This window comes from Thalassospira sp. MBR-102 (assembly GCF_040549275.1).
GTDB lineage: Bacteria > Pseudomonadota > Alphaproteobacteria > Rhodospirillales > Thalassospiraceae > Thalassospira > Thalassospira xiamenensis.
Genome location: NZ_JBEPTC010000003.1, coordinates 405,793 through 426,202, shown reverse-complemented (window position 1 = coordinate 426,202; position 20,410 = coordinate 405,793). Strand labels below are relative to the sequence as shown.

Below are 20,410 nucleotides of genomic sequence, written 5' to 3'. Positions count from 1 at the left end.
TCATGCGGCGTGACTGGAAATTTTACAGCCAGCTTGGCCTGACGATTATGCTGTGCCTGTTTATCGTGGTGCCGGTGGTGATGTCGGCGCTTGCCGGGGTGACGGTCAATGTGTTCAAGGGGCTATCGTCGGGATTGACGTTGCGCTGGGTGTTCGAGGTCTGGGACCTTTATGCGCAAAGCATCCTGTTATCACTTGGCATTGCGATGGCGTGTCTTGTGGTGACATTGGTGGCCGGTGTGCCGCTGGCCTATGTGCTGGTGCGACGACCCAGCCGGATGATGCGGCTGTTTGAGGAATTGCTGACGCTGCCCGTGGCCATTCCGGGGCTGGCATTGGCGCTGGCGTTGCTGATTACCTATGGCGGGGTCAGTGGATACAGATCAAGCTGGCTTTTCATCCTGACCGGGCATGTTCTGTTTACCCTGCCATTCATGGTGCGCTCCGTCGCGGCCGTGATGGCGGCGATGGATATGAAGATGCTGGAGGAGGGGGCGGCAAGCCTTGGGGCGGGTTTCTGGCGGCGGTTCTTTGGCGTCATCGTGCCCAATGCGAAGCCGGGTATTCTGGCCGGTGCGCTTATGGTGGTGACGTTATCCATCGGGGAATTCAACCTGACCTGGATGCTGCATACGCCGTTGACCAAGACATTGCCGGTCGGACTTGCCGATGCCTATGCATCGATGCGCCTTGAAATCGGCAGTGCCTATACCCTGATTTTCTTTGTTTTGATCATGCCGTTGCTGATTGCGATGCAGGCACTTGCCGACCGGGGCAAGCGCGCATCCAGACGCATCGATACGGCGGAGGATACGTTATGAGTACGCAGATCAGACTTCGCAATTGTGCGAAAACCTTTGCCGATGGGACGCGCGCCCTGGCCCCCTTTGACCTGACGATCGAGGGCGGGGAAACGATTGTTTTGCTGGGCCCGTCGGGATGCGGCAAGACAACGATTTTGCGCATGATTGCCGGGCTTGAATTCCCCGACGCGGGCGGTGTGATCAGCTTTGACGGGGATGATGTCACCCGCCAGTCGATTGAAAAACGACGGGTCGGCATGGTGTTTCAGTCCTATGCGCTGTTTCCCAATATGACGGTGGCGCAGAATGTGGCCTATGGGCTTAAGGTGCATGGGGTGCCCAGCGCGGAGCGTGATGCCCGCGTCGATGCGATGCTGGAAATGATGCATATCGACATGCTGGCGGACCGGCGGATTGACCAGCTTTCGGGCGGGCAGCGCCAGCGTGTGGCACTGGCGCGCGCGATTGCGGTGCAGCCGCGTGTATTGTTGCTCGACGAGCCCCTGACCGCGCTGGATGCGAAACTGCGCGTGCGGTTGCGGACCGAGATCAATGCGCTTCTGCGCAAGCTTGGCATTACGGCGGTTTATGTGACCCATGATCAGGAAGAAGCCATGGCGCTGGGGGATCGGATTGTGGTGATGCAAAAGGGCGAGATCGCGCAGATCGGCACCCCGCGCGAGATTTACCGCAAGCCGCAAAACCCGTTTGTTGCCGATTTCGTCGGGGCGGCCAACCGGATGACAGGGCAGATGCGCGACGGGCGGTTGCATATCGGGACCCATGTTTTTGATGCGGTCGATGCGTTTGACCCGCGCCACGGGGCGATTATCGATCAGGGCCCGGTGGAGCTTTATTTCCGGGCGGACGGGCTTTCGCCCTGTGACCTGAGCGAGGCGCATTTTACCGGCCGGGTCGAGGCGGTATCCTACCTGGGTGAACGGCTGCGCCTGACCGTGTCGGGGATTGGCCCGCAGGCGGTGACAATCGATACCCATGCCGATGACGTCATTGAAGCCGGGGCCGATGTGCATTGCCGGGTCAATGCCGACCGGCTGACGGTTTTTCCCGCTGTTGCGGCCCAGTCATAAAACAAAAGAAAGAAATCAAAGAAAATGCTGATTGCACAATTGACCGACCTGCATATCGGGGCGGGCCGCAGGCTTGCCTATCGCAAGGTGGATACCGCAGGCGCGCTTGAAAAGGCGGTTGCCCATGTGATGGCGATGGTACCGCGCCCGGATGTGGTGCTGTTTACCGGCGATATTGGCGACCTTGGCGACCAGCAAGAATATGCGCTGGTAGCGGAAATCCTGACCAAACTGACGATCCCCTATTTCATGGTGCCGGGCAATCATGACCGCCGCCAACCGCTGCGGGCAGCTTTTCCCGATGCCACGCCGGTCCGGGCCGATACCGGATTTGTGAATTATGTGGTCGATGATTTTCCGCTGCGCCTGATTGCGCTGGATACGCTTGATGAAGGCAAACCGGGCGGCGTTCTGGGGAAGACACAGCTTGACTGGCTGCGCGATGTGCTTCTGGACGGGGATGGTCGCGATTGCGCGATTTTCATGCATCATCCGCCGATTGTGACCGGGATTGCCCATATGGATGCGCAAAATCTGGGCGCGGGGGCAGAAGAACTCGCGGCGATTGTTTCGGTCCATCGCGACCGGATCAAGGCGATTTTCTGTGGCCATGTGCATCGCCCGATCCATACGATCTGGGCCGGGGTGCCGTTGATGATCGGCCCGTCGGTCGCCCATCAGGTGGCGTTTGATTTACGCGCCGATGGACCATCGGCCTTTGTCATGGAGCCGCCCGCGATGCATCTGCATGTGTGGGATGCCGGGCAGCATAATTTGATGACGCATCTGGCCTATCTTGACCGATATGACGGACCACATCCGTTTTTCGGGCCGGATGGGAAGCTGATTGTTTGACTGTTTTGGCGGAACCGGGTGGGGCTAAGTTATTTCCCCACCCCGACCTTGATCGCGAGTTTACGCAGCGGGCCGATGCGGTTGATGGCGGTGAGACCCGCATAGCGCAGATCGCGCAGTGTTCTGGGTTCGAACATGGAGGCGCGATTGAGCAGATCAATGCCGCCAACGCGCGCCAGCGTTTTGGGAAGCTGTTTGCGTTCGTAGGATTTGAGCAACGTGGTCGCGCCGATATCTTCGCCCTTGAGCTTGGCCTTTGCCATCAGGTCGGCCAGGGTTTCGATGTCATGGAGGCTCATATTAAGTCCCTGTGCGCCAATCGGCGGGACGACGTGGGCGGCTTCGGCCACCAATGCAAGCCTTGCCGAAATCAGGCGTGACGGGACCTGTGATATCATTGGCCAGACCGCGCGCGGGCTTGCGACCGTAAGCGGGCCAAACATCGACATGGTGTCACGGGTGATTTCAGCCGAAAGGGTGGCGTCATCCATATTGTAAAGCTGCTGGGCGCGGTCGGCCGGTGTCATCCAGACCACGGACGAGCAGGGCTTGCCATCAAGATCGGGCATGGGAACCAAGGTCAGCGGACCGCCGGTGCGGTGGATTTCGGTCGAGATATTGTCATGCGGTTTGTCGTGGGTGACGACAAAGACCAGCGCACTTTGATCATAGGCCCAGCGGCGATGTTTGATCCCGGCAAAGTCGCGCAAGGATGAATTGCGGCCATCGGCGGCGACGACCAGCTTGGCGCGGACGGTTTCGCCGCCAGACAGGGTTGCCTCGCCATAGCGCGCGGTGCCGGTGAAGCCGGTGACGGTCGTGGAAAAGCGGAAATCGACATTGGGGAGCGTTTCAAGTTTTGCCATCAGCGAAACACGCGCGGCCTTGTTCGAGACATTCCAGCCAAAGAAGCCCTGCGTGGTTTCCGCGCCATCAAAATCGGCGGTTTCGCGCGGGGTCATTTCAGTGCCCCCGGCATCGACGATGCGCATGACGCGAAGTTCGGCACCGGTCGGTTTGATCGCGTCCCAGACACCGGCCTTTTTCAGGGTTTCGATACCGGGTTGCAGGAAGGCGGTGGTGCGAAGGTCGGTGCCCTCGCCAATGTCGGCGGGGGCGGGATCGACAATCATGATCCTGTGGCCGTCGGCGGCAAAGCGGGCCGCCGCACTCATGCCGGCGATACCGCCGCCTGCAATCAGAATATCGGTTTCGATCATGTTTTTATCCCTGCTTCAAATCTGGATGCAGTGTCGCATTTTGGTGTTCGGGCCGCAATGTGCCTTGGTCATCTTCTATACGCAATGGCTTTGGGGTGGGATTGATATGGGGCAAAGCAAACGGCGGATCGAAAAAAAACGATCCGCCGTTTGCTTGTTTATTCGATGGTGCCCTTACTGTTCTGCCTTCAATCAATTTGCCATGAGCCACCATTTTCATAAGCGGCGTTACCGGTTGTTCCGTCAAGAGAGAAGGTTGTCGGGGTGATATTGGTGACGGTCCATGTGCCATTGGCCGCCGTATTTCCCGTAATGCCCGTGATTGTCATCTTTGTCCCCGTCGGCGGTGCGAAGGTTGAGGTGATGACAATCGGGCTGGCGTTGGTTGCACCAGTGATGTCGAATGCGGAGCATATGGAATGATGAACTGGATAGGTCGGCGATGAATAGGTTCCCCGTGCATTGACCGGCGACCAGGGCGGCGTTTGGGTGCAGCGATAGGGGAAGTTTTCGGTTACCGGGAAGGGGGGGCCCGAAAGCGGCAGGAAATTATAGGTAACCTGATTGCCGAGTGGTGGCACGGCATCGAAAAGCGGTATTTGCAGGTCGGACAGATCGGCCCCGTCAGCCGGGGGCGGCGTATTCCCGATGGCGGAGTTGCCTGCCACGGGAAGGCCGTTGGCCTGTTGGGTCGGTGTTGCATAGACCAGCTTGTACTGATTCCACCCGTTATAGGCCGTGCGCGTAATCGGATGCGGTGGGGCACAATTATCGCATATCCATGTGCCACCGGATGTGTAGGTGCCACTGCTTTTGCCGGTTGATCCGTTTAAGGTGAAAGTTGTTGTACCTGTATTTGTGACTGTCCAAGTGCCGTTGGCGGCAGTGTTTCCCTCAATGCCGTTGATTGTTACCTTTGACCCGGTTGGCGGGGCGGTGCCGGTTGTTATTGTGATCGGGCTGGTAGCGGTGGCAGTGGTGGCATTTGTGATCGTCTGGAGGGTGCCGGTTGAAAGCCCGGCAGAGCTGAGGTCAAGAGCATAGGCCGCACACCCTGTTTCATGACAGGAATAAAGATCATTCTTTTGCGGGGTGCTGTTGCTGACCAGACAGGCGGCATCGAGGGCTGCCTTGACGCTGCCGGGATTGCTGAAAGTCTTGATCGCCTGAATACGGCCAAGATAGTTTTCGCCGGTTGTATAATTTGTCGCGTCACAGGTGCCGAGCGGCGCATAGTTCTGCCAGACCGGTTTGTCTTCGATCATATAGAAATACAGCGTCTGGCTGGTGGTGTCGTAATAATAGGTCTGGTTGGCGATGAAGGTGGCGACAGTTGTCGTCCCGGCCAGAAGGTCCGTATAGCTTTGTTCAAAATCGTTCCAACTGGTCGCCTGGGTGAGTGTTGTCCCGCCGGTATAATTGCCGCTATTGGTGCCCCGGTTAACGCAATCCTGCCAACCGGTTTCCTGTTGCGTTGTGGTGAGTGTGAAGAAGGTACCGTCACAGGACGGGGCGGCGACCGGCGGGACATAAGGGGCGGGCGGCCAATCGGCCCCCATATATTTATCCCCCCATTGGCGCCGCATACGATAGATTTTGATGCTGGACGGGGCGGCAAGCGGTGCAAACACGCCGATCCGGTTAACAAAGAACTGGCCCGCCTTTTTCACCGATGGGTCGGTATAGCTGAACAGAAGTTTTGGTTCGAATGCTTGCAGGCTTTGGCTGGAAGGTTGATTTTCTGTGCCATTCTTTGCATGCACCGTGTAACCCATGCGGTCCATAACAAAGGGTTCATAAATGGGATTTTGGCCGCGTCCGTTCAGAAACAGGTTGGGATAGGTTGTGTCCCCGTAGGCTGGCATATCGCGGGTGATCTCCACCCGTAATGGCGGAGCGCTCGATGGACTTGGCACGGATTCAATATTGAGCGTCGCATAGCGATGCGGGCTCATAAGCGAAGTGGCAAGGAAATTGTTGGGACCGCGAGAGTGCGGTTCGTCCACTGTAAAATCAGTGGCGTAATAGTCGAGGTTGTTGAGCGATACCGCCGGGGGCGGGGTGCAATTGGCATCGTTTGATGTACAGGCGACTTTCATCCCTGCGAGGCGGCCATCCATATCAAGGATGACGGTGGTTTTATCACCATCTTCAAAGACGCCCATATTGACCGATTCATCATAGACCTGATGTTTGAAATCCACATTGTCCCAGATGCTGCCCTTGATGTATTGAGTCGGTGGAACGGATTGGGCATTTGACTGAATCCAGCCGGTGGCCGGATCACCGGCGTAACCTTGGTAGTTAACCGATGGTGCCGAGTTGGCCGGAGCGGAATTTACAATGCCTTCGAGTTGCCCGACGATGCCATCAGAAACAATTTTGGCAATGTCGGTTGATGTCAGCAGACGGGCGGCGGGATCGTTGCTGTGAATGCCGGTCGGATCGGCGCGGAAATTGACAAAACGGTTGTTTTCAATCCGGGCCGGGCCATCATAATAGCTGTAACCCTGAATGTTCATCTTGGCATCGGGATAGTTGCCCCAGCTTGCAACAGAGGCCAGCACGACATCAGTGCATTCTGTTTGCCATGCCGTGCCGGTATTGCTGCATGCCGGATAGCGATCAACGTTGTTGCGGCTCATCCCGGCAAAGACATTGGCATGTGCCAAATCCCAATAGCCTGGCAGATTGCCTTCGGGGCCGCCGCCACCGGCAAGTGACACGCCGTAGGGATTGGTGGCGAACCTGTTATTATGCAGGGCCACAAAGATCGAGCGGCTCCAGAGGCCGCGATTACGTGACCGGGTGGAGGTGTTGCCATTGATCAACAATACTGGCGGATAGGTGTTGCCGGTAGATGGCGGGACCAAAGGTGCCGGGTTAACGGCATTGATTGCATCCGGCGCGGTGTCTATCCCGTTATAGCAACCATGTGTACGGTTGCCGGTAAATTCGGGATAGGCGCTTTCCTGTGACGGGTCCTGGGTGATGATCCAATAGCCGCGTCCCTGTGCCTGACATCCGGCGACGGAATTATTGACAAAGACATTGCCGGGATTGGTGATCCAGAAACCGCCGGGATGATAGGTGTCCGGGCCGGGTGGGGTGCCACTGTTTGCGCCGGACAAAGACGTATCAGGAATGCCGTTGATCGTATACCAGTTGGTATTAGTGTTGGCGGCCTGAAGGTTGTCGCCATCCCAGTACTGGCTGTTATTTGCGCGCGGGTAGGAATAGGTGCTTTGGGCGGCCATCGTGCCGGCAATGTGGTTGCGCATGAACTGGTTGCCGGTGATGTCTGTGCCGTCTTCAAGATAGACACCCTGACCCACGGTTCGAACACAGACATTGTTATAGAACTGTGCATTTGCCGTGTGATGGACGACAAAGCATTTGTTGTAGGCATGATGAACGCTGACATCCTGAACAAGGATATTATCCATTGTCCAGACAGGGGTGCCGATCAGGGTGTCGTTGTTACCGGTTGAACCGGTCAAGGCAAAGGTTGTCGCGGTGGGATTTTCCACCATCCAGATGCCGTTGGGAGCGTTGTAGCCCTGTGCACCGGAAATTCTAACCACAGAGCCGGCCGAGGGGGCCATAGATGAAGTCACGACAATGGGGCTGCCTTTGGACGCAGCGGAAATCGTCATTTGTGGCAGGTGATGCAGATGGAGCGGATAGCGCCCGACGAAGGGTTGGCCGAATTTTTCGATTTCGACCCCCACCAGATTAAGGGTCGGGGCGGGTTTGCCATGGGCACTGACCATGGCGACCAGATGCCCGCCGATAAAGGAATTTGCATCGCCAGCTTCGCCTGCCACCGACGTCAGTTTGATATTGCGTGACAGCAGGGCAACTTCGGCGCGTTCATCAATGCCGTAATTCTGATCTGAACCGTCATAGAAGCTTTTGGATTGAAAACTGACATCAATCGGGTTGCCGTCCGAAATAACGGATTGGGTTGTATTGGCCGGGAAAAAGCCGGACGTAGGGGCCTTGCCGCCGAAATGGTAGTGCTTGAGCGGTTGACTGAGTGTGATCTGGCTGACCTGGACCTGCGCGGTGCCACCGCTTGTATAGGTTCCGTTACCGATTGCGGTGTTAAGCGCAAATGTTGTGTCGCTTTGTTTGGTGACGATCCATTTACCGTTGGCGCCGGTGTTTCCTTTGACACCTGTTATTGTGACCGTTTCGCCAGTTTCAGGCGCGCTTGATGCGGTGACAATAATGGGCGCTGCATTGGTTGCGCCGGTTATTGTCATGGCGCTTTGATTGGGATCGGTGACAGTGGTTATGGTATCGATTTGGACAATTTCGGTCTGATGAGATGAGAAGCTGGTGGTTGCGACTGAAATCCAGTCACCCTGAGCCCAGTCAACTTCACCTGCCAATGTCAGGGTTGTATCGGGATTGGTTGATGGCACGGGGGCGCTGACATTTGCGCCGTCATTATAGCTTGCCGGTCCTGCTGGTGTGGCCAGGTAGGTCCAGCTATTGGTGCCTTGATGGGTATTAATGAAGGCGGGACTGGCTTTGGGATCGTTATTGATACCATCGGGCCATGCCGACAGCCCATGTCCGCCAAACAAAGCAATCTTGCCGCCATCCATGACGGTAATATCACGTGAATTCGGGGCAGCATTTGTTGCGGTTACGATCGGTGACGATCCCATGGCCATCGGGGCAGGGGATGCTGACAACGTACCGGCCATGATGATTGTGATTTTGTTTTGTATCGGTGCTCCACGTGACCCGGCAAGCATTTGACCACCATCCTTTACGAGGAATGAGTTGGCATAGAGGGTCGTGGTTTCGTCTTTGAAGGAGAGCGTGCCGCCAGAGCCGATTACGACGGGGCGCAGTGGCGCGGTGATGCTGCTGTTGGTGCTGGCGTCGGTGGCGCTGATGACGACATCTATGCAGGGCGATGTGCCGCCGATTTGCAAGGTATTGCCGTTTGGAATTACGCCCTGACACTGAGTGTTGTTAAGGGCCTCTGAGAGGGACATGCTCGCGGCATGGGCCGGAAGGGGCACCGTGATGGCGATTATGGTCAAAATAGCTTTGAAGTTGATGGGCTTTTTGAGCCAGAAAAGGTAGCGGGCTGATCGTTGTGCGAGCATGAGTTCCCCCTGAATATATTCTTCTACGCGCATTATACTGCCGTCTATCGCCGTTTAATGGCAATTTGTTTTTTAGATATTTCTAATTATGAGCCGCCTGTGGGCTTTTCTGCGTGTGAATGCTTGCCGGTTTATGTGGTTTTGGCCATGTTGGGCCGTGCATGAAATCTTTGACCGTGAAGGGGTTGGTAATGCTGGCATGGGTTTATCTGTTGGGGGCGATCTGCCTTGAAGTGGTCGGGACGGTGTCGCTTAAATTTTCCAACGGTTTTACCGATTGGCGCTTTGCGGTTCTGACCCTGTCGCTTTACGGGGTCAGTTTCTGGGTACTGTCATTGACGTTGCGCACGATCCCGGTCAGCACGGCCTATGCGGTGTGGTCGGGGCTTGGCACGGCGGCGGTGGCGGTGATCGGGATGATGTTTTTCAAGGAACCGATGAGCGTATTAAAGGCGGTTTTCCTGTTGATGATCATCGGCGGTGTGGTCGGGCTTAACGCGATCAGCGGCAAGCATTAGGATTTCAGCACGATTTTCAACAACAACCCTAACCTGCATCAGTCCTGAAAATACAATTGGCGACTACAATATCCGACAGGTGTTTCTTTTCCAGCCCCAGAGTATTTCGGGGGAACACTTCGGGATGGTCTGTCTGGCCGATCCGAACCGTGCTGGTCAAGGGGCTTGTTGTGGCGCATTATTCCTCGTCTATCGGTCTTGACACAAAATACGACCAGTTCCTGCAAATGCCGGTTGGTGATGACAGCAAAGGGACCAGTGTTACGGTTCTGTCGATGCTGGCACGGCTTGGTGTTGATCCGTGGCAGGAGGCATCCGACCTTGCGGCGCTGCCGAAAAAATCCGCGTGGGAACGGCTTGACGGGCTTGTTGCGCGCTTTACCGATGTGCCATCGGTGATTGCCGAACGTGCCGACGCGGTAAGCCGAATGATCGCATCCCTGCCCGGCGGGGAGCTGGCGGATCGCACGCGTCAGGCAAGCACAGGCAGAGGCACAGGCGCAGGCATAGGCACAATACTGCCCGATATCCTTGGCAACCGGCTTTATCTGATGGTCGCGATTGCGTTTCTGGTGATTCAGGTCGCCGTTTTCTGGTTCGGCAAATAGAAACCCCAGCCGCCAGACCGATCTTTGTATCCCGGATTTATTCCCAAATTGTGCGCAAAGGCCAATTGATGACAGACAAAGACGATCTATGGGTGCTTGAAAAGAAGTTCTGGACCGAAGGGGCGGATGGTGTTCATCACCTGACGGCCAAGGGGGCGATTGCGGTTTTGCCCTATCCGGCGGGTATTCTGGTGGATGAGGCGATCTGGCGCAACAACGCGGTCGCCCAAAGATGGCGGACGGTGGCATTCAGCGATCTTGCGATCACGCGCAAGGGCGATGTTGCGGTTCTGGCCTATTGCGTCTCGGCGGAACGGGCCGAAGACCCGATTTACGAAGCACTTTGTACCTCGACCTATCTGAACGATGACGGTGTGTGGCTGCGGTTGTCGCATCAGCAAACGCCGTCCGGCCCGCATGATTAAAGGCGGTCGCGATGGGGCTGATTTGCCTTTCAGATTATTTTCAACATAGCAGGAGACGACCAAATGTCGTTAGTCGGTACCATTCTTGTCGTATTACTCGTGATTTTCCTGCTGGGCGGGTTTAGCGGCCGCTTTGGCGGGTATGGCTATGGTTTTGGTCACACCAGCATCGGTTTGCTGGGCGTCGTGCTGATTATCGTGGTCGCGCTGGTATTGCTTGGCCGGATTTGAGGATTAGGCTGCTGCGGAAACCCCGCAGCAGCTTTGCAGGTCACGCGTGATATCGGTATGGCGCGGTTGCCAGCCGAGTTCGCGGATCGCCTTCTGGCTGGTCATGCGGTGGCTGTGCGCAAGACCCCGCGCCCATTGCCCGTATTCGCGCGCGATGTCATCGGGGCTGATATGCTCGATCTCGCAATCGGCCCGGCCAAAGGTTTGCGCGATCTGGCGGGCAAGATCGCCGGTCGCGATGCCTTCGATCCCGACGCCGATATAGCTCTGACCGCGTTCGCCATTTTCAAGCACCAGCCGATAAAGATCGGCCAGATCATCGGCATGGATCAGCGGCCAGACGACTTCATCCACCGGCCCATCGCCAACAATCCGAACGCGGTTTTCATCGCGCGCCCTGCGGGCCATGTCATGCAGGGCACCGCCCGGTAAGGTCGGGCGGGTGCGAGACGGCGGATCGGTCCGATAGACGGTGGCGGGATGGATCACCATGCCATGCAGGGCCGGATCGGACAGGATTTTGGTCAGGCCCGCAACCATCCATTCAAAACCCGCAACCGGGGCAAAGGGCGTTTTTTCATCATGGATGGCGTCATCGGATGTGGTGGCGGGGTAAAGCCAGCTTCCGCCGGTATAGATGAAGCGTGGCAGGGTGGGGGCCTTGGGCCCGGATTGGCGATGCAGAACGTGCAGCAATTCGATCAGCATCCCGGCATCAACCGCGCCCATATCGGCGGAAAAATCACATGCGGCATGGATGACGGCATCGACAACGGGCAATTTATCGCACCACGGGCCGGGATTGTGGATATCGCCGCGGATCGGCCATGCGCCCATGACGGCAAGATTGGCGGCACTGTTTTCGTTGCGTGCCAGGGCAAAAACATGATGCCCGGCCGAAACCAGATTGCGCACGATGGCCGCCCCGATCAGGCCGCTTCCGCCCAGAATAAAAACACGCATCGCCATTCTCCTGAATTCGTGATGCGTTTGTTCATAGAACCTCAAGTAAGGGTAAGGTCAAGGGGGAAATTTTACCGAAAAATACAAAGCCGGGCATGTGCCCGGCTTTTGGATGTTTGCGAAGGGCGTATTTACGCGACTTCGAAGATGCCGTCGATTTCGACTGCAACGCCGAGCGGCAGGGACGCGACGCCAACCGCAGAACGCGCATGTTTGCCGACCTCGCCAAAGATTTCGACCATGGTGTCGGAGGCGCCATTGACGACCTTGGGCTGATCGGTGAAGGCGGGGTCGGAATTGACGAACGCATTCAGTTTGACGACGCGTTTGACGTTATCAAGATCACCGATGGCAGCCCGGACCTGTGCAATCAGGTTGAGTGCACAAAGGCGGGCGGCTTTCTGGCCGTCTTCGACCTGATAGTCGCGGCCAAGTTTGCCGATGAATTTCAGTTCGCCGTTTTCCATGGTGATCTGACCGGAGACATGCACAAGATTGCCGGAACGGACATAGGGCACGTAATTGGCAACCGGGGCGTTTGCCTGGGGCAGGGTGATGCCGAGTTCGGCAAGGCGGGCGTCGATTTTTCCGGCCATGGATTTGATCCTCGTGATTGGGTGTGGCGAAAACGGTTCCAACTTATCGGCGTTGGCGCGCAAACAAAACCATTTCTTTTGTGTGAAATGGTGCGGTGGTGGGAGGCTTGCATCAGCAATGCTGATCGATTGATGAGAAATTTGGATTTGTCACAGGCCGCAATCCGTCGCACAAGAAAGCCAAGCCGTAAACGGATGGCATAAAACAATCAGGGGACGCGGACGAAATGGGATCAGGACGGTTTAAAATTGCCGATTTGCACGGTGCGTGGCTTGTGCTGATCGGGGTTCTGATCATCAGTCCCGATGCGCTTCTGGTCAGGCTGGTCAAGGCCGATGACATGACGACCGCGTTCTGGCGGTTGCTGATCCTTGGATCCACACTTGCCCTGATCGCGTTCTGGCGCGGGATGCGTCGCCGTCAGTCATTGCGCCATGCGATGATGCCGACCCGCGATGAAATGCTGGCGGGGCTGTTTTATGGCGGGACAAGTGCCTGTTTCATCCTGTCGATCCGCAACACCGATGCGGCCAATACATTGGTGATCATTGCCGCGACCCCGTTATTATCGGCCCTGATTGCGGTATTTGTGTTCAAGCGCGTTCTGGCCGTGCGGACATGGATTGCATCCGTCGTGGTGTTTGTCTCGCTTGCGGCGATTGTCGGGGCGGGGTTTGGCGGGGCCAATACGCTTGGCGATATTCTTGCGCTTGGCACGGCGATCTGCATGGCGTGTTATTTCAATGTGGTCGGTACGCGCATTCATATCGATGCGGTGCGTGCGATGATGGTGGGCGCGTTTCTGGCGACATTTGTGATGGTACCCAATGCCAGCCCGATGGCGCTAGAGCCGCTTGATCCGATTTGGCTGATCCTGCTGGGCTGTGTGGTGTTGCCGCTGTCGTTTCTGTTCATTACTGCCGGTGCCAAGAAAATCCCGGCGGCCGAGGCAGGCCTGATCATGCTGAACGAGGCGATTTTCGGATCGCTTCTGGTGTGGCTGGTGATTGACGAGGTGCCCAGCCGCACGACGCTTATTTGCGGGTCAATCGTGATCGTCACACTGGCGACGCACAGTTACCTTGGACTTCGGCAAAGCAGAATGCGCAAGCGGGCCGCCAAAGCCGCCTGAACCCCGTTTTGCAAAGGCAGGAAAGCACCGTTCAGGTTGCTGTCAGTTTCGATTGATAGCAATCGGGGGCCGGTTGGTTTGACCGGTTGCCCCACGTGATCGGGTTGATCCCGGCATTGTTGGTCCGGTTGCCAAACGCGGACACATATTGCAGCGCAGACGTGGGGCATTTGCCCCCCTTTTGTGCGAGTGCCGATGTCCCGTTTCAGCCTTCCTGTTCGCTTTTTTAACCGGATGCGATCGCGTTTTTCGCCGATTGATTATCGTTTTGTCATTGTCGGGCTGGCGGTTTATTTCGCGCTTGTCCTGAACTGGAAGGTTCTGGGGCATTTTTATCAAATCCTCGGGCAGCTTGAGGCCTATGACCTTGGCTTTGCGGCCAGTGCGCCGTTTGTTTTGCTGCTGGGGTCTATCGTTTTATTCACGCCGTTTTCGTTCAGATACCTTTTGAAGCCGTTTTTTGTCCTGCTGATTTTGACCGGCGCGCTTGCGAATTATGCGATGGTCAAATACGGCATCGTGTTTGACCGCGGCATGATTGAAAATGTGGTCGAAACCAATTCCGCCGAAGCGTTTTCGTATCTGAATATGCAATCGGCGATCTGGTTTATCGGGACCGGGATCGTGCCGGTGATTTTGCTGTTCCTGCTGCCGGTGCGCTATCCGCGCAGTGTTTTGCGCGGGTTTGTGCAACGGGTGGCGATGATGGCGGTGCCGCTGGTGCTTTTTGGCGGGATTGCCGGGCTTTATTTCAAGGATTACGCATCGGTCGGGCGCAATCACAAGGTGCTGGGCAAGGAAGTTTCGCCGGTCAATTACGTGACGGGCAGTATTCAGTATGTCAAACGGCGCTATGTATCGTCATCGATGCCATTCCAGACGGTCGGCAATGACGCCCATCAGGTGGTGAAGGTCGCGGGCAACGGCAAGCCGACTTTGATGTTCCTCGTGATCGGGGAAACCGCACGGGCGCAAAGTGTGCAGGCCAATGGCTATGCCCGCCCGACATCGGAATTTACCCAAAAAATTCCGGGGATGCTGGCGTTTCAGGATGTGCGGTCCTGCGGGACGGCAACGGCGGTTTCGGTGCCGTGCATTTTTTCGGTCATGGATCATGCCAATTATAATGGCGAGGTCGCCAGCCATAGCGAAAGCCTGATGGATGTGGTGGCGAAGGCCGGTGTTTCGGTGTTCTGGAAGGAAAATGACGAGGGCTGCAAAGGGGCGTGTGACCGCATCCCCAATGTTGACATCAAACCCGAAGATTTCCCGCAATATTGCGGCAATGGCACCTGCCATGACGAGGTGATGCTGGACGGTCTTGACGAACAGATTGCCGCGATGGCGGGCGACCGGCTGGTGACCCTGCATCTGATGGGCAGCCACGGGCCGACCTATTATAAACGTTATCCCGATGAACACCGGTTTTTCACCCCCGACTGCCCGCGCAGCGATATTGAAAACTGCACGCAGCAGGAGCTGATCAATACCTATGACAATACCATCCGCTATACCGATTTTGTGATTTCAAGGCTGGTGGAACGGTTGCAGTCCTATCAGGATCGTTACAATACCGTGCTGCTGTATGTGTCCGATCATGGGGAATCGCTTGGCGAAAGCGGCATGTATCTTCATGGGGCGCCATACATGTTTGCCCCGGACGAACAGACGCGGGTGCCGATGTTTGTCTGGGCGTCGGACGGGTTTGTCGCCGATCACGGGATCAATCGCGTCTGTCTTAGCGATCAGGCCAGAACCGGCAGCTTTTCGCATGACAATGTGTTTTCAACCGTGCTGGGCGTGATGGGGGTTGAAACATCGGTCTATCGCAAGGGGCAGGATATCTTTGCTCCTTGCGAAAACGCCACCTATCAGGCCGAGCTTGAAACACATCCCGAAATGACAGGCAATTGACAGCGGCAGGCATCAGGTTTAATTGAGTATGCTCATTGAGTGTGCTCAATTAAGCAGGGGATGTCTTATGCAGACCGGTGTGAACCGCCGTGCGACCAAACGTGAACAGACGCGTGAAAACATCCTGATCGCGGCGCGAAAATGCTTTGACGCGCAGGGTTATGACGGGGCATCCACGCGCGAAATCGCCAGGGAAGCCGGGGTTGCCGAAGGCACGATTTTCAGCCATTTCCCGACCAAGGAAGAATTACTGATTTCCAGTGTGGGTGACCATCTTGCCGATGCGATCAAGCAGGGGCTGCATACGATGGAGCCCGAATGGTGCTTTGTCGACAAGCTGATGCATATCGCATCCTATCGCTTTGCGCAGATCGCGCTGCAACCGGGACTTTGGCAGGTGATTTTGCAGCAGTTGGTGTTTTCACCGCGCAAGGGGGCGGTCAAGGAACTGATGCGCGGTAGCGGCCTGATTGATGCGGTGATGCGCCTGATCGAGGATGGGCAGCTTGACGGGGAGCTGAACCCGGCAATTGAACCGGAGGCGATCCACAAGACCGTTATCGCCCTGTTTTTATTCACCATCCACGAACATGTCGGGGCGGAGAATTACGATTGCGAAGACATGTGCGCGACCTTGCGCGGCCTGCTTGACACCCAGATCAGGGGTATCTGGCTGCGTCGGCCGGAAATGGCGGCGTAAGGCGGCAAGCCGGGCTTATTCCCCGATCAGATGCAGGGTGATCTGGCGGTGATGCGGGGCGTGGCGATGTTCAAACAGGTAAATCCCCTGCCACGTACCCAGAACCGCACGACCGTTTGTGACCGGGATGGTCAGTGACACATCGGTCAGCGCAGCCCGGATGTGGGCCGGCATATCGTCGGGGCCCTCGGCGGTGTGGCGATAGAGGCCGGGGTTTTCTTCGACAAGTCTTGCAAAGAAGGTTTCAAGATCAAGCACGACATCGGGATCGGCGTTTTCCTGTATCGTCAGGCTGGCGGATGTATGGCGGCAATAGATTGTGACCTGACCGGTTTTGATGCCGGTTTGAATGATCCATGACTGGACCTGATCGGTGATTTCAAGCAGGCCCTGTCCGGTAGTGCTGATTTCAAGCGTGGTCTGGTCTTGCGACAGCATGGGGCATTCCGTCTTGCGAGGTTGATGTCTGAAAATGATCGTAATCGCCGGGGTGAACAATAACAAGGGCACCTAATCTTTTGAAATATAAGGATATGCGGCGTGCCGCAATATTGCCACTTGACGTTGCCCGTTGCCGGGCATAACGATTTGGGCGTTTACATTTGATCGGAAGCCATGTTGCGTTTCATTTCCTGCACACTTGTGATCCTGATGAGCCTGACAGTTTTGCTGTCGGTCAGCGGGAACGTGCGGGCGCATTCCGGCCATGACGGTAACAGCCATCATGGCATGGTCAGCGATATGGATGACATGTCCAAGCCGTTTTCCCACGATCCGTTTTCATCCCATGCCGATATTTGCGGCATGACGGTCTGCGGGCCGTTTGTCGAGGAACTGGTCGATCTGGTATCGGTCACGCTTGTGGTTTCACAAGCTGCATTCTGGATCACGGAGCGTTCGTTCGTTTCGATTGAGGCAGATGGCAGCTACAAGCCGCCGCGCGCCTGAAAATAATCCCGTCTTTGTCTTAAATGCCGTCATCTGGTCGTCCGTTTCGGGGATCAGTGCAGCTTGCGCAGATGTTTGTGCAGCAACGGCAATCATTCTGACGACTATTTTCAGGAGCATGATATGCCCAACGTCAAATCGAATTTTCTTACCCGTATTGCCGTTTCAACCGCGATTGCAGGTGTCCTGCTGAGCGCACCGCTTGCCTTTGCAAGCCCGGGGCATGGTCAGGGACATGGTTCGGTCGCCCCGGAAATCGGTGCGCCGGGAAATGCCGCCGATGTTACCCGCACCATCAAGGTTGTTATGGAAGACAATTTCTTTGATGCGGAAACCATCGAAGTCCGTGCCGGTGAAACCATCCTTTTCCAGATTGAAAACAAGGGTGAGTTTGTTCACGAGTTCAATATCGGCACGGCCGCCATGCATGCCAGCCACCAGAAAGAAATGATGATGATGATGGAGCATGGCGCGCTGGATGTGGACAAGATCCATATGGACATGATGAAAATGGATATGGGGAACGGTATGACCATGGAACATGACGACCCCAACAGCGTCCTTCTTGAACCCGGCCAGACCGCCGAGATCATCTGGACGTTCCCAGCGGATGCGGAGCTTGAATTCGCCTGCAACGTACCGGGCCACTATGAAAGCGGCATGATGGGCAGAGTCCATCTGAAGTCATAAGCCGGTCGGTTCGAGGTGCGAGAGGCGGGGCGGTACCTTGCCGTCCCTGAGGCCTCTGGCGTTTCCGCAAGTTTTTGGGAATCCATGAAATGAAAATCAACTATGTCAAAGGCGTCCTTGCCGGGGCGCTGGCGATGGTTGCCCTGTCGACGGGAAGTCAGGCGGCGACCTATGACCTGACAGTCGATTATGTCACCATCGATACCGGAGATACCAAGACAAAGGGTATCGGCTATAACGGGGCATCCCCCGGACCGACACTTCGTTTCAAGGAAGGCGAAGAGGCGGTGATCAATGTCACCAACAATCTGAAAGAGGCCACCTCGATCCATTGGCATGGTCTTATCCTGCCCTATCAGATGGATGGTGTGCCGGGCATCAGTTTCCCCGGTATCGAACCGGGTGAAACATTCACCTATCGCATTCCGGTCAAACAGAGCGGCACATACTGGTTCCACAGCCATTCCGGTTTTCAGGAGCCGGACGGAGCCTATGGTTCGATCATCATCGAGCCGGAAAAACGCGAGCCGTTCAAATTTGACCGCGAATATGTGGTGGTCCTGAAAGACAAGCATCCTCATTCGGGTGATCGCATTCTGCGCAATCTGAAAATGATGCCGGACTATTACAACCGCAAACAGCGGACCCTTGGCGACTTCATTGATGATGTATCGAAGAACGGTCTGGGTGCGACGTTGTCAGAACGCGGCGACTGGGGTTCCATGCGGATGATGCGGACCGACATCGAGGATGTGCAGGGGTTTGTCGGCCTGATCAATGGCATGTCACCCGATCAGAATTGGACCGGATTGTTCAAGCCCGAAGAACGGGTGCGGCTTCGTTTCATCAATGCGTCGGCGATGACCTATTTCGATGTCCGGATGCCGGGGCTTGAAATGACCGTGGTGCAGGCAGATGGCAATAATGTGCAGCCGGTCAAGGTTGACGAGTTCCGCATTGCGGTTGCCGAAACCTATGACGTGATTGTCCAGCCAAAGGACGACAAGGCCTATCCGATTTTGGCGGAATCCATGGGGCGGTCGGGCCATGCCTTTGCCACCCTGGCCCCGCGCGAAGGAATGCGGGCCGAGATGCCGGAATTGCGCACGGAATCACCGATGCTGACCATGGCCGATATGGGCATGGCGCATGGGGATATGGGCCATGGCGATATGGCGGGCATGAATCATGGTGCTGCTGCCACCGACAGCGGATCGCAAGGATCGATGCCCGGAATGGACCATTCGAATATGGCCGGAATGGATCATTCCAACATGGATATGGACGAGAAGGCCGATCCGTTCTATGCGGCGGGCAGTGGCCTTGTTCCGGAGGCGGCCAATGGCGGCAAGTTCCTGTCCTATAGCGATCTGAAAGCGCAGAAACCGCTTTATGCAGAACGCCCTGCCACCCGCGAGATCGAGCTTCGCCTGACCGGAAACATGGAACGCTATAGCTGGTCGATCAATGGCGTGAAATACGAAGATGCCGAGCCGATCCGCCTGAAATACGGGGAACGTGTCCGGTTCAAATTCGTCAATGAAACCATGATGACCCATCCGATGCATCTGCATGGCATGTGGTCGATCCTTGATACGGGGCAGGGTAAATGGAACCCGGTCAAACACACGCTCAGCATCAATCCGGGCACCACGGTTTATTCCGAAACCGAGGTTGATGAACCGGGCGAATGGGCATTCCACTGTCATCTGAGCTATCACATGGCAACCGGCATGTTCCGCAAGGTCGTGGTTGAAGGCGGCCCGGCAGTCACACAGCTTGAGAGCGGGAATTGATCCATCATGAAAAAACTTGATCTGATGATGATCGGCGGGGGTGTCGCATTGGCACTCGGCCCGTTCGCGCGTGCCGGTATGGCGATGGATGCCAGTATTTATTACGGCTTTCAGGCCGAACAGTTTGAATATCGTGTCGGTGACGAAAGCGAAAAGCGCCTTGTCTGGGATGCGGATGCCTTTGTGGGCACGGACGAACTTAAACTGCGCTGGCAGGGTGAGGGCGAACGTGACCTTGATGCCGAGAGTTACGAGAAACTTGAAAACCGGTTTGTCCTGCAAACCCCGATCAGCGACTTTTTCGATGCCAAGGGGGGCGTGCGTGTTGATACCCCCGAGGGGGCTGATCGCTGGTATGGCACGGTCGGCATTGTCGGACTTGCGCCGCAATGGTTTGAAGTCGATGCCGATCTTTTTGTCAGCGAGACGGGCGATGGTTCAGCAAGGCTTGATGTCGAATATGAAGGGCTTCTGACCAACCGTTTGATCCTCACACCATCGTTCGAGATCAATGCGGCCTTCTCGGAAGACCGCGAGATCGAGATCGGCAAGGGGATTTCCAGTGCCGAGTTTGGCTTGCGGCTGAGCTATGACCTGATTGATCGCGCCATCGTGCCCTATGTCGGTGTGGCCTATGAACGAAAGTTCGGGGATACCGCCGATTTTGCCAAACATGATGGCGAGGATTATGAGGCAACCTATATCGTCACGGGCATTCGCCTGATGTTCTAGACAAAAGGCCGGGAGATGACGTCTCCCGGCCTTCTTGTTTTGGTCTGAATATGTTCGT

General features: G+C 56.2%; 19 protein-coding genes. 14 read left to right on the top strand and 5 right to left on the bottom strand.

Annotation, left to right across the window (positions count from 1 at the left end):
- The first annotated feature begins 2 nt into the window (after window positions 1-2).
- The 3 genes from ABIE64_RS08560 to ABIE64_RS08550 are packed head-to-tail and all read left to right on the top strand — an operon-like array spanning window position 3 to window position 2,749.
- Window positions 3-821 (top strand): ABC transporter permease, encoded by an 819-nt coding sequence (locus ABIE64_RS08560; RefSeq protein WP_354377140.1) that lies wholly within the window; start codon window positions 3-5, stop codon window positions 819-821.
- Window positions 818-1,894: an ABC transporter ATP-binding protein gene (locus tag ABIE64_RS08555; protein ID WP_354377139.1), complete on the top strand. Its 1,077-nt coding sequence runs from the start codon at window positions 818-820 to the stop codon at window positions 1,892-1,894. The genes ABIE64_RS08560 and ABIE64_RS08555 overlap by 4 nt, the downstream gene beginning before the upstream one ends.
- A 24-nt stretch (window positions 1,895-1,918) precedes the next feature.
- Complete coding sequence (locus tag ABIE64_RS08550; RefSeq protein ID WP_354377138.1) at window positions 1,919-2,749, top strand: phosphodiesterase; 831 nt, start codon at window positions 1,919-1,921, stop codon at window positions 2,747-2,749.
- 29 nt (window positions 2,750-2,778) lie between these two features.
- On the opposite strand, the gene ABIE64_RS08545 is transcribed toward ABIE64_RS08550, so the two are convergent.
- Window positions 2,779-3,969, bottom strand: a complete 1,191-nt coding sequence (locus tag ABIE64_RS08545) for an FAD-dependent oxidoreductase (RefSeq protein WP_354377137.1) — start codon at window positions 3,967-3,969, stop codon at window positions 2,779-2,781.
- Between the two features lie 188 nt (window positions 3,970-4,157).
- A complete protein-coding gene (locus ABIE64_RS08540; RefSeq protein ID WP_354377136.1) occupies window positions 4,158-9,098 on the bottom strand; it encodes a G8 domain-containing protein in 4,941 nt (1,646 codons plus the stop codon).
- 161 nt (window positions 9,099-9,259) lie between these two features.
- Between ABIE64_RS08540 and ABIE64_RS08535 the strand changes: the two genes are divergently transcribed.
- The 4 genes from ABIE64_RS08535 (at window position 9,260) to ABIE64_RS08520 (ending at window position 10,880) form a co-directional block, all read left to right on the top strand.
- The gene (locus ABIE64_RS08535) at window positions 9,260-9,616 is read left to right on the top strand and encodes a DMT family transporter (protein ID WP_354377135.1); all 357 of its coding nucleotides are present in this window, start codon (window positions 9,260-9,262) and stop codon (window positions 9,614-9,616) included.
- 170 nt (window positions 9,617-9,786) lie between these two features.
- The gene (locus ABIE64_RS08530; RefSeq protein ID WP_354377134.1) at window positions 9,787-10,224 is read left to right on the top strand and encodes a hypothetical protein; all 438 of its coding nucleotides are present in this window, start codon (window positions 9,787-9,789) and stop codon (window positions 10,222-10,224) included.
- A 68-nt stretch (window positions 10,225-10,292) separates the two neighbouring features.
- On the top strand, window positions 10,293-10,649 hold the full coding sequence (locus ABIE64_RS08525; protein ID WP_037987943.1) for a hypothetical protein: 357 nt from the start codon (window positions 10,293-10,295) through the stop codon (window positions 10,647-10,649).
- A 63-nt stretch (window positions 10,650-10,712) separates the two neighbouring features.
- Window positions 10,713-10,880 (top strand): DUF3309 family protein, encoded by a 168-nt coding sequence (locus ABIE64_RS08520; RefSeq protein ID WP_071239857.1) that lies wholly within the window; start codon window positions 10,713-10,715, stop codon window positions 10,878-10,880.
- Window positions 10,881-10,883: 3 nt separating this feature from the next.
- On the opposite strand, the gene ABIE64_RS08515 is transcribed toward ABIE64_RS08520, so the two are convergent.
- Together ABIE64_RS08515 and ABIE64_RS08510 are read right to left on the bottom strand one after the other, a co-directional pair.
- Window positions 10,884-11,843, bottom strand: coding sequence for an NAD-dependent epimerase/dehydratase family protein (locus ABIE64_RS08515; protein WP_354377133.1), 960 nt, complete (start codon window positions 11,841-11,843; stop codon window positions 10,884-10,886).
- 131 nt (window positions 11,844-11,974) lie between these two features.
- Window positions 11,975-12,439, bottom strand: coding sequence for a RidA family protein (locus ABIE64_RS08510; RefSeq protein ID WP_341363778.1), 465 nt, complete (start codon window positions 12,437-12,439; stop codon window positions 11,975-11,977).
- A 227-nt stretch (window positions 12,440-12,666) separates the two neighbouring features.
- Between ABIE64_RS08510 and ABIE64_RS08505 the strand changes: the two genes are divergently transcribed.
- From ABIE64_RS08505 to ABIE64_RS08495, 3 genes are all read left to right on the top strand, one after another.
- Window positions 12,667-13,572, top strand: a complete 906-nt coding sequence (locus tag ABIE64_RS08505; RefSeq protein ID WP_354377132.1) for a DMT family transporter — start codon at window positions 12,667-12,669, stop codon at window positions 13,570-13,572.
- A gap of 195 nt (window positions 13,573-13,767) precedes the next feature.
- Window positions 13,768-15,486: a phosphoethanolamine transferase gene (locus ABIE64_RS08500; protein WP_354377131.1), complete on the top strand. Its 1,719-nt coding sequence runs from the start codon at window positions 13,768-13,770 to the stop codon at window positions 15,484-15,486.
- A 67-nt stretch (window positions 15,487-15,553) separates the two neighbouring features.
- Window positions 15,554-16,186 carry a TetR/AcrR family transcriptional regulator gene (locus ABIE64_RS08495; RefSeq protein ID WP_354377130.1) on the top strand — a complete coding sequence of 211 codons (633 nt, stop codon included), beginning with the start codon at window positions 15,554-15,556 and terminating at the stop codon, window positions 16,184-16,186.
- 15 nt (window positions 16,187-16,201) lie between these two features.
- Here the strand turns inward: ABIE64_RS08495 and ABIE64_RS08490 are convergent, their stop codons facing one another.
- Window positions 16,202-16,624, bottom strand: a complete 423-nt coding sequence (locus ABIE64_RS08490; protein WP_354377129.1) for a secondary thiamine-phosphate synthase enzyme YjbQ — start codon at window positions 16,622-16,624, stop codon at window positions 16,202-16,204.
- A 177-nt stretch (window positions 16,625-16,801) separates the two neighbouring features.
- Between ABIE64_RS08490 and ABIE64_RS08485 the strand changes: the two genes are divergently transcribed.
- The 4 genes from ABIE64_RS08485 (at window position 16,802) to ABIE64_RS08470 (ending at window position 20,352) form a co-directional block, all read left to right on the top strand.
- On the top strand, window positions 16,802-17,134 hold the full coding sequence (locus tag ABIE64_RS08485; protein ID WP_037987818.1) for a hypothetical protein: 333 nt from the start codon (window positions 16,802-16,804) through the stop codon (window positions 17,132-17,134).
- Window positions 17,135-17,257: 123 nt separating this feature from the next.
- Window positions 17,258-17,824: a cupredoxin domain-containing protein gene (locus tag ABIE64_RS08480; protein WP_354377128.1), complete on the top strand. Its 567-nt coding sequence runs from the start codon at window positions 17,258-17,260 to the stop codon at window positions 17,822-17,824.
- Window positions 17,825-17,913: 89 nt separating this feature from the next.
- Window positions 17,914-19,620, top strand: a complete 1,707-nt coding sequence (locus tag ABIE64_RS08475) for a copper resistance system multicopper oxidase (RefSeq protein ID WP_354377127.1) — start codon at window positions 17,914-17,916, stop codon at window positions 19,618-19,620.
- Between the two features lie 6 nt (window positions 19,621-19,626).
- The gene (locus ABIE64_RS08470; RefSeq protein ID WP_354377126.1) at window positions 19,627-20,352 is read left to right on the top strand and encodes a copper resistance protein B; all 726 of its coding nucleotides are present in this window, start codon (window positions 19,627-19,629) and stop codon (window positions 20,350-20,352) included.
- Window positions 20,353-20,410 lie beyond the last annotated feature (58 nt).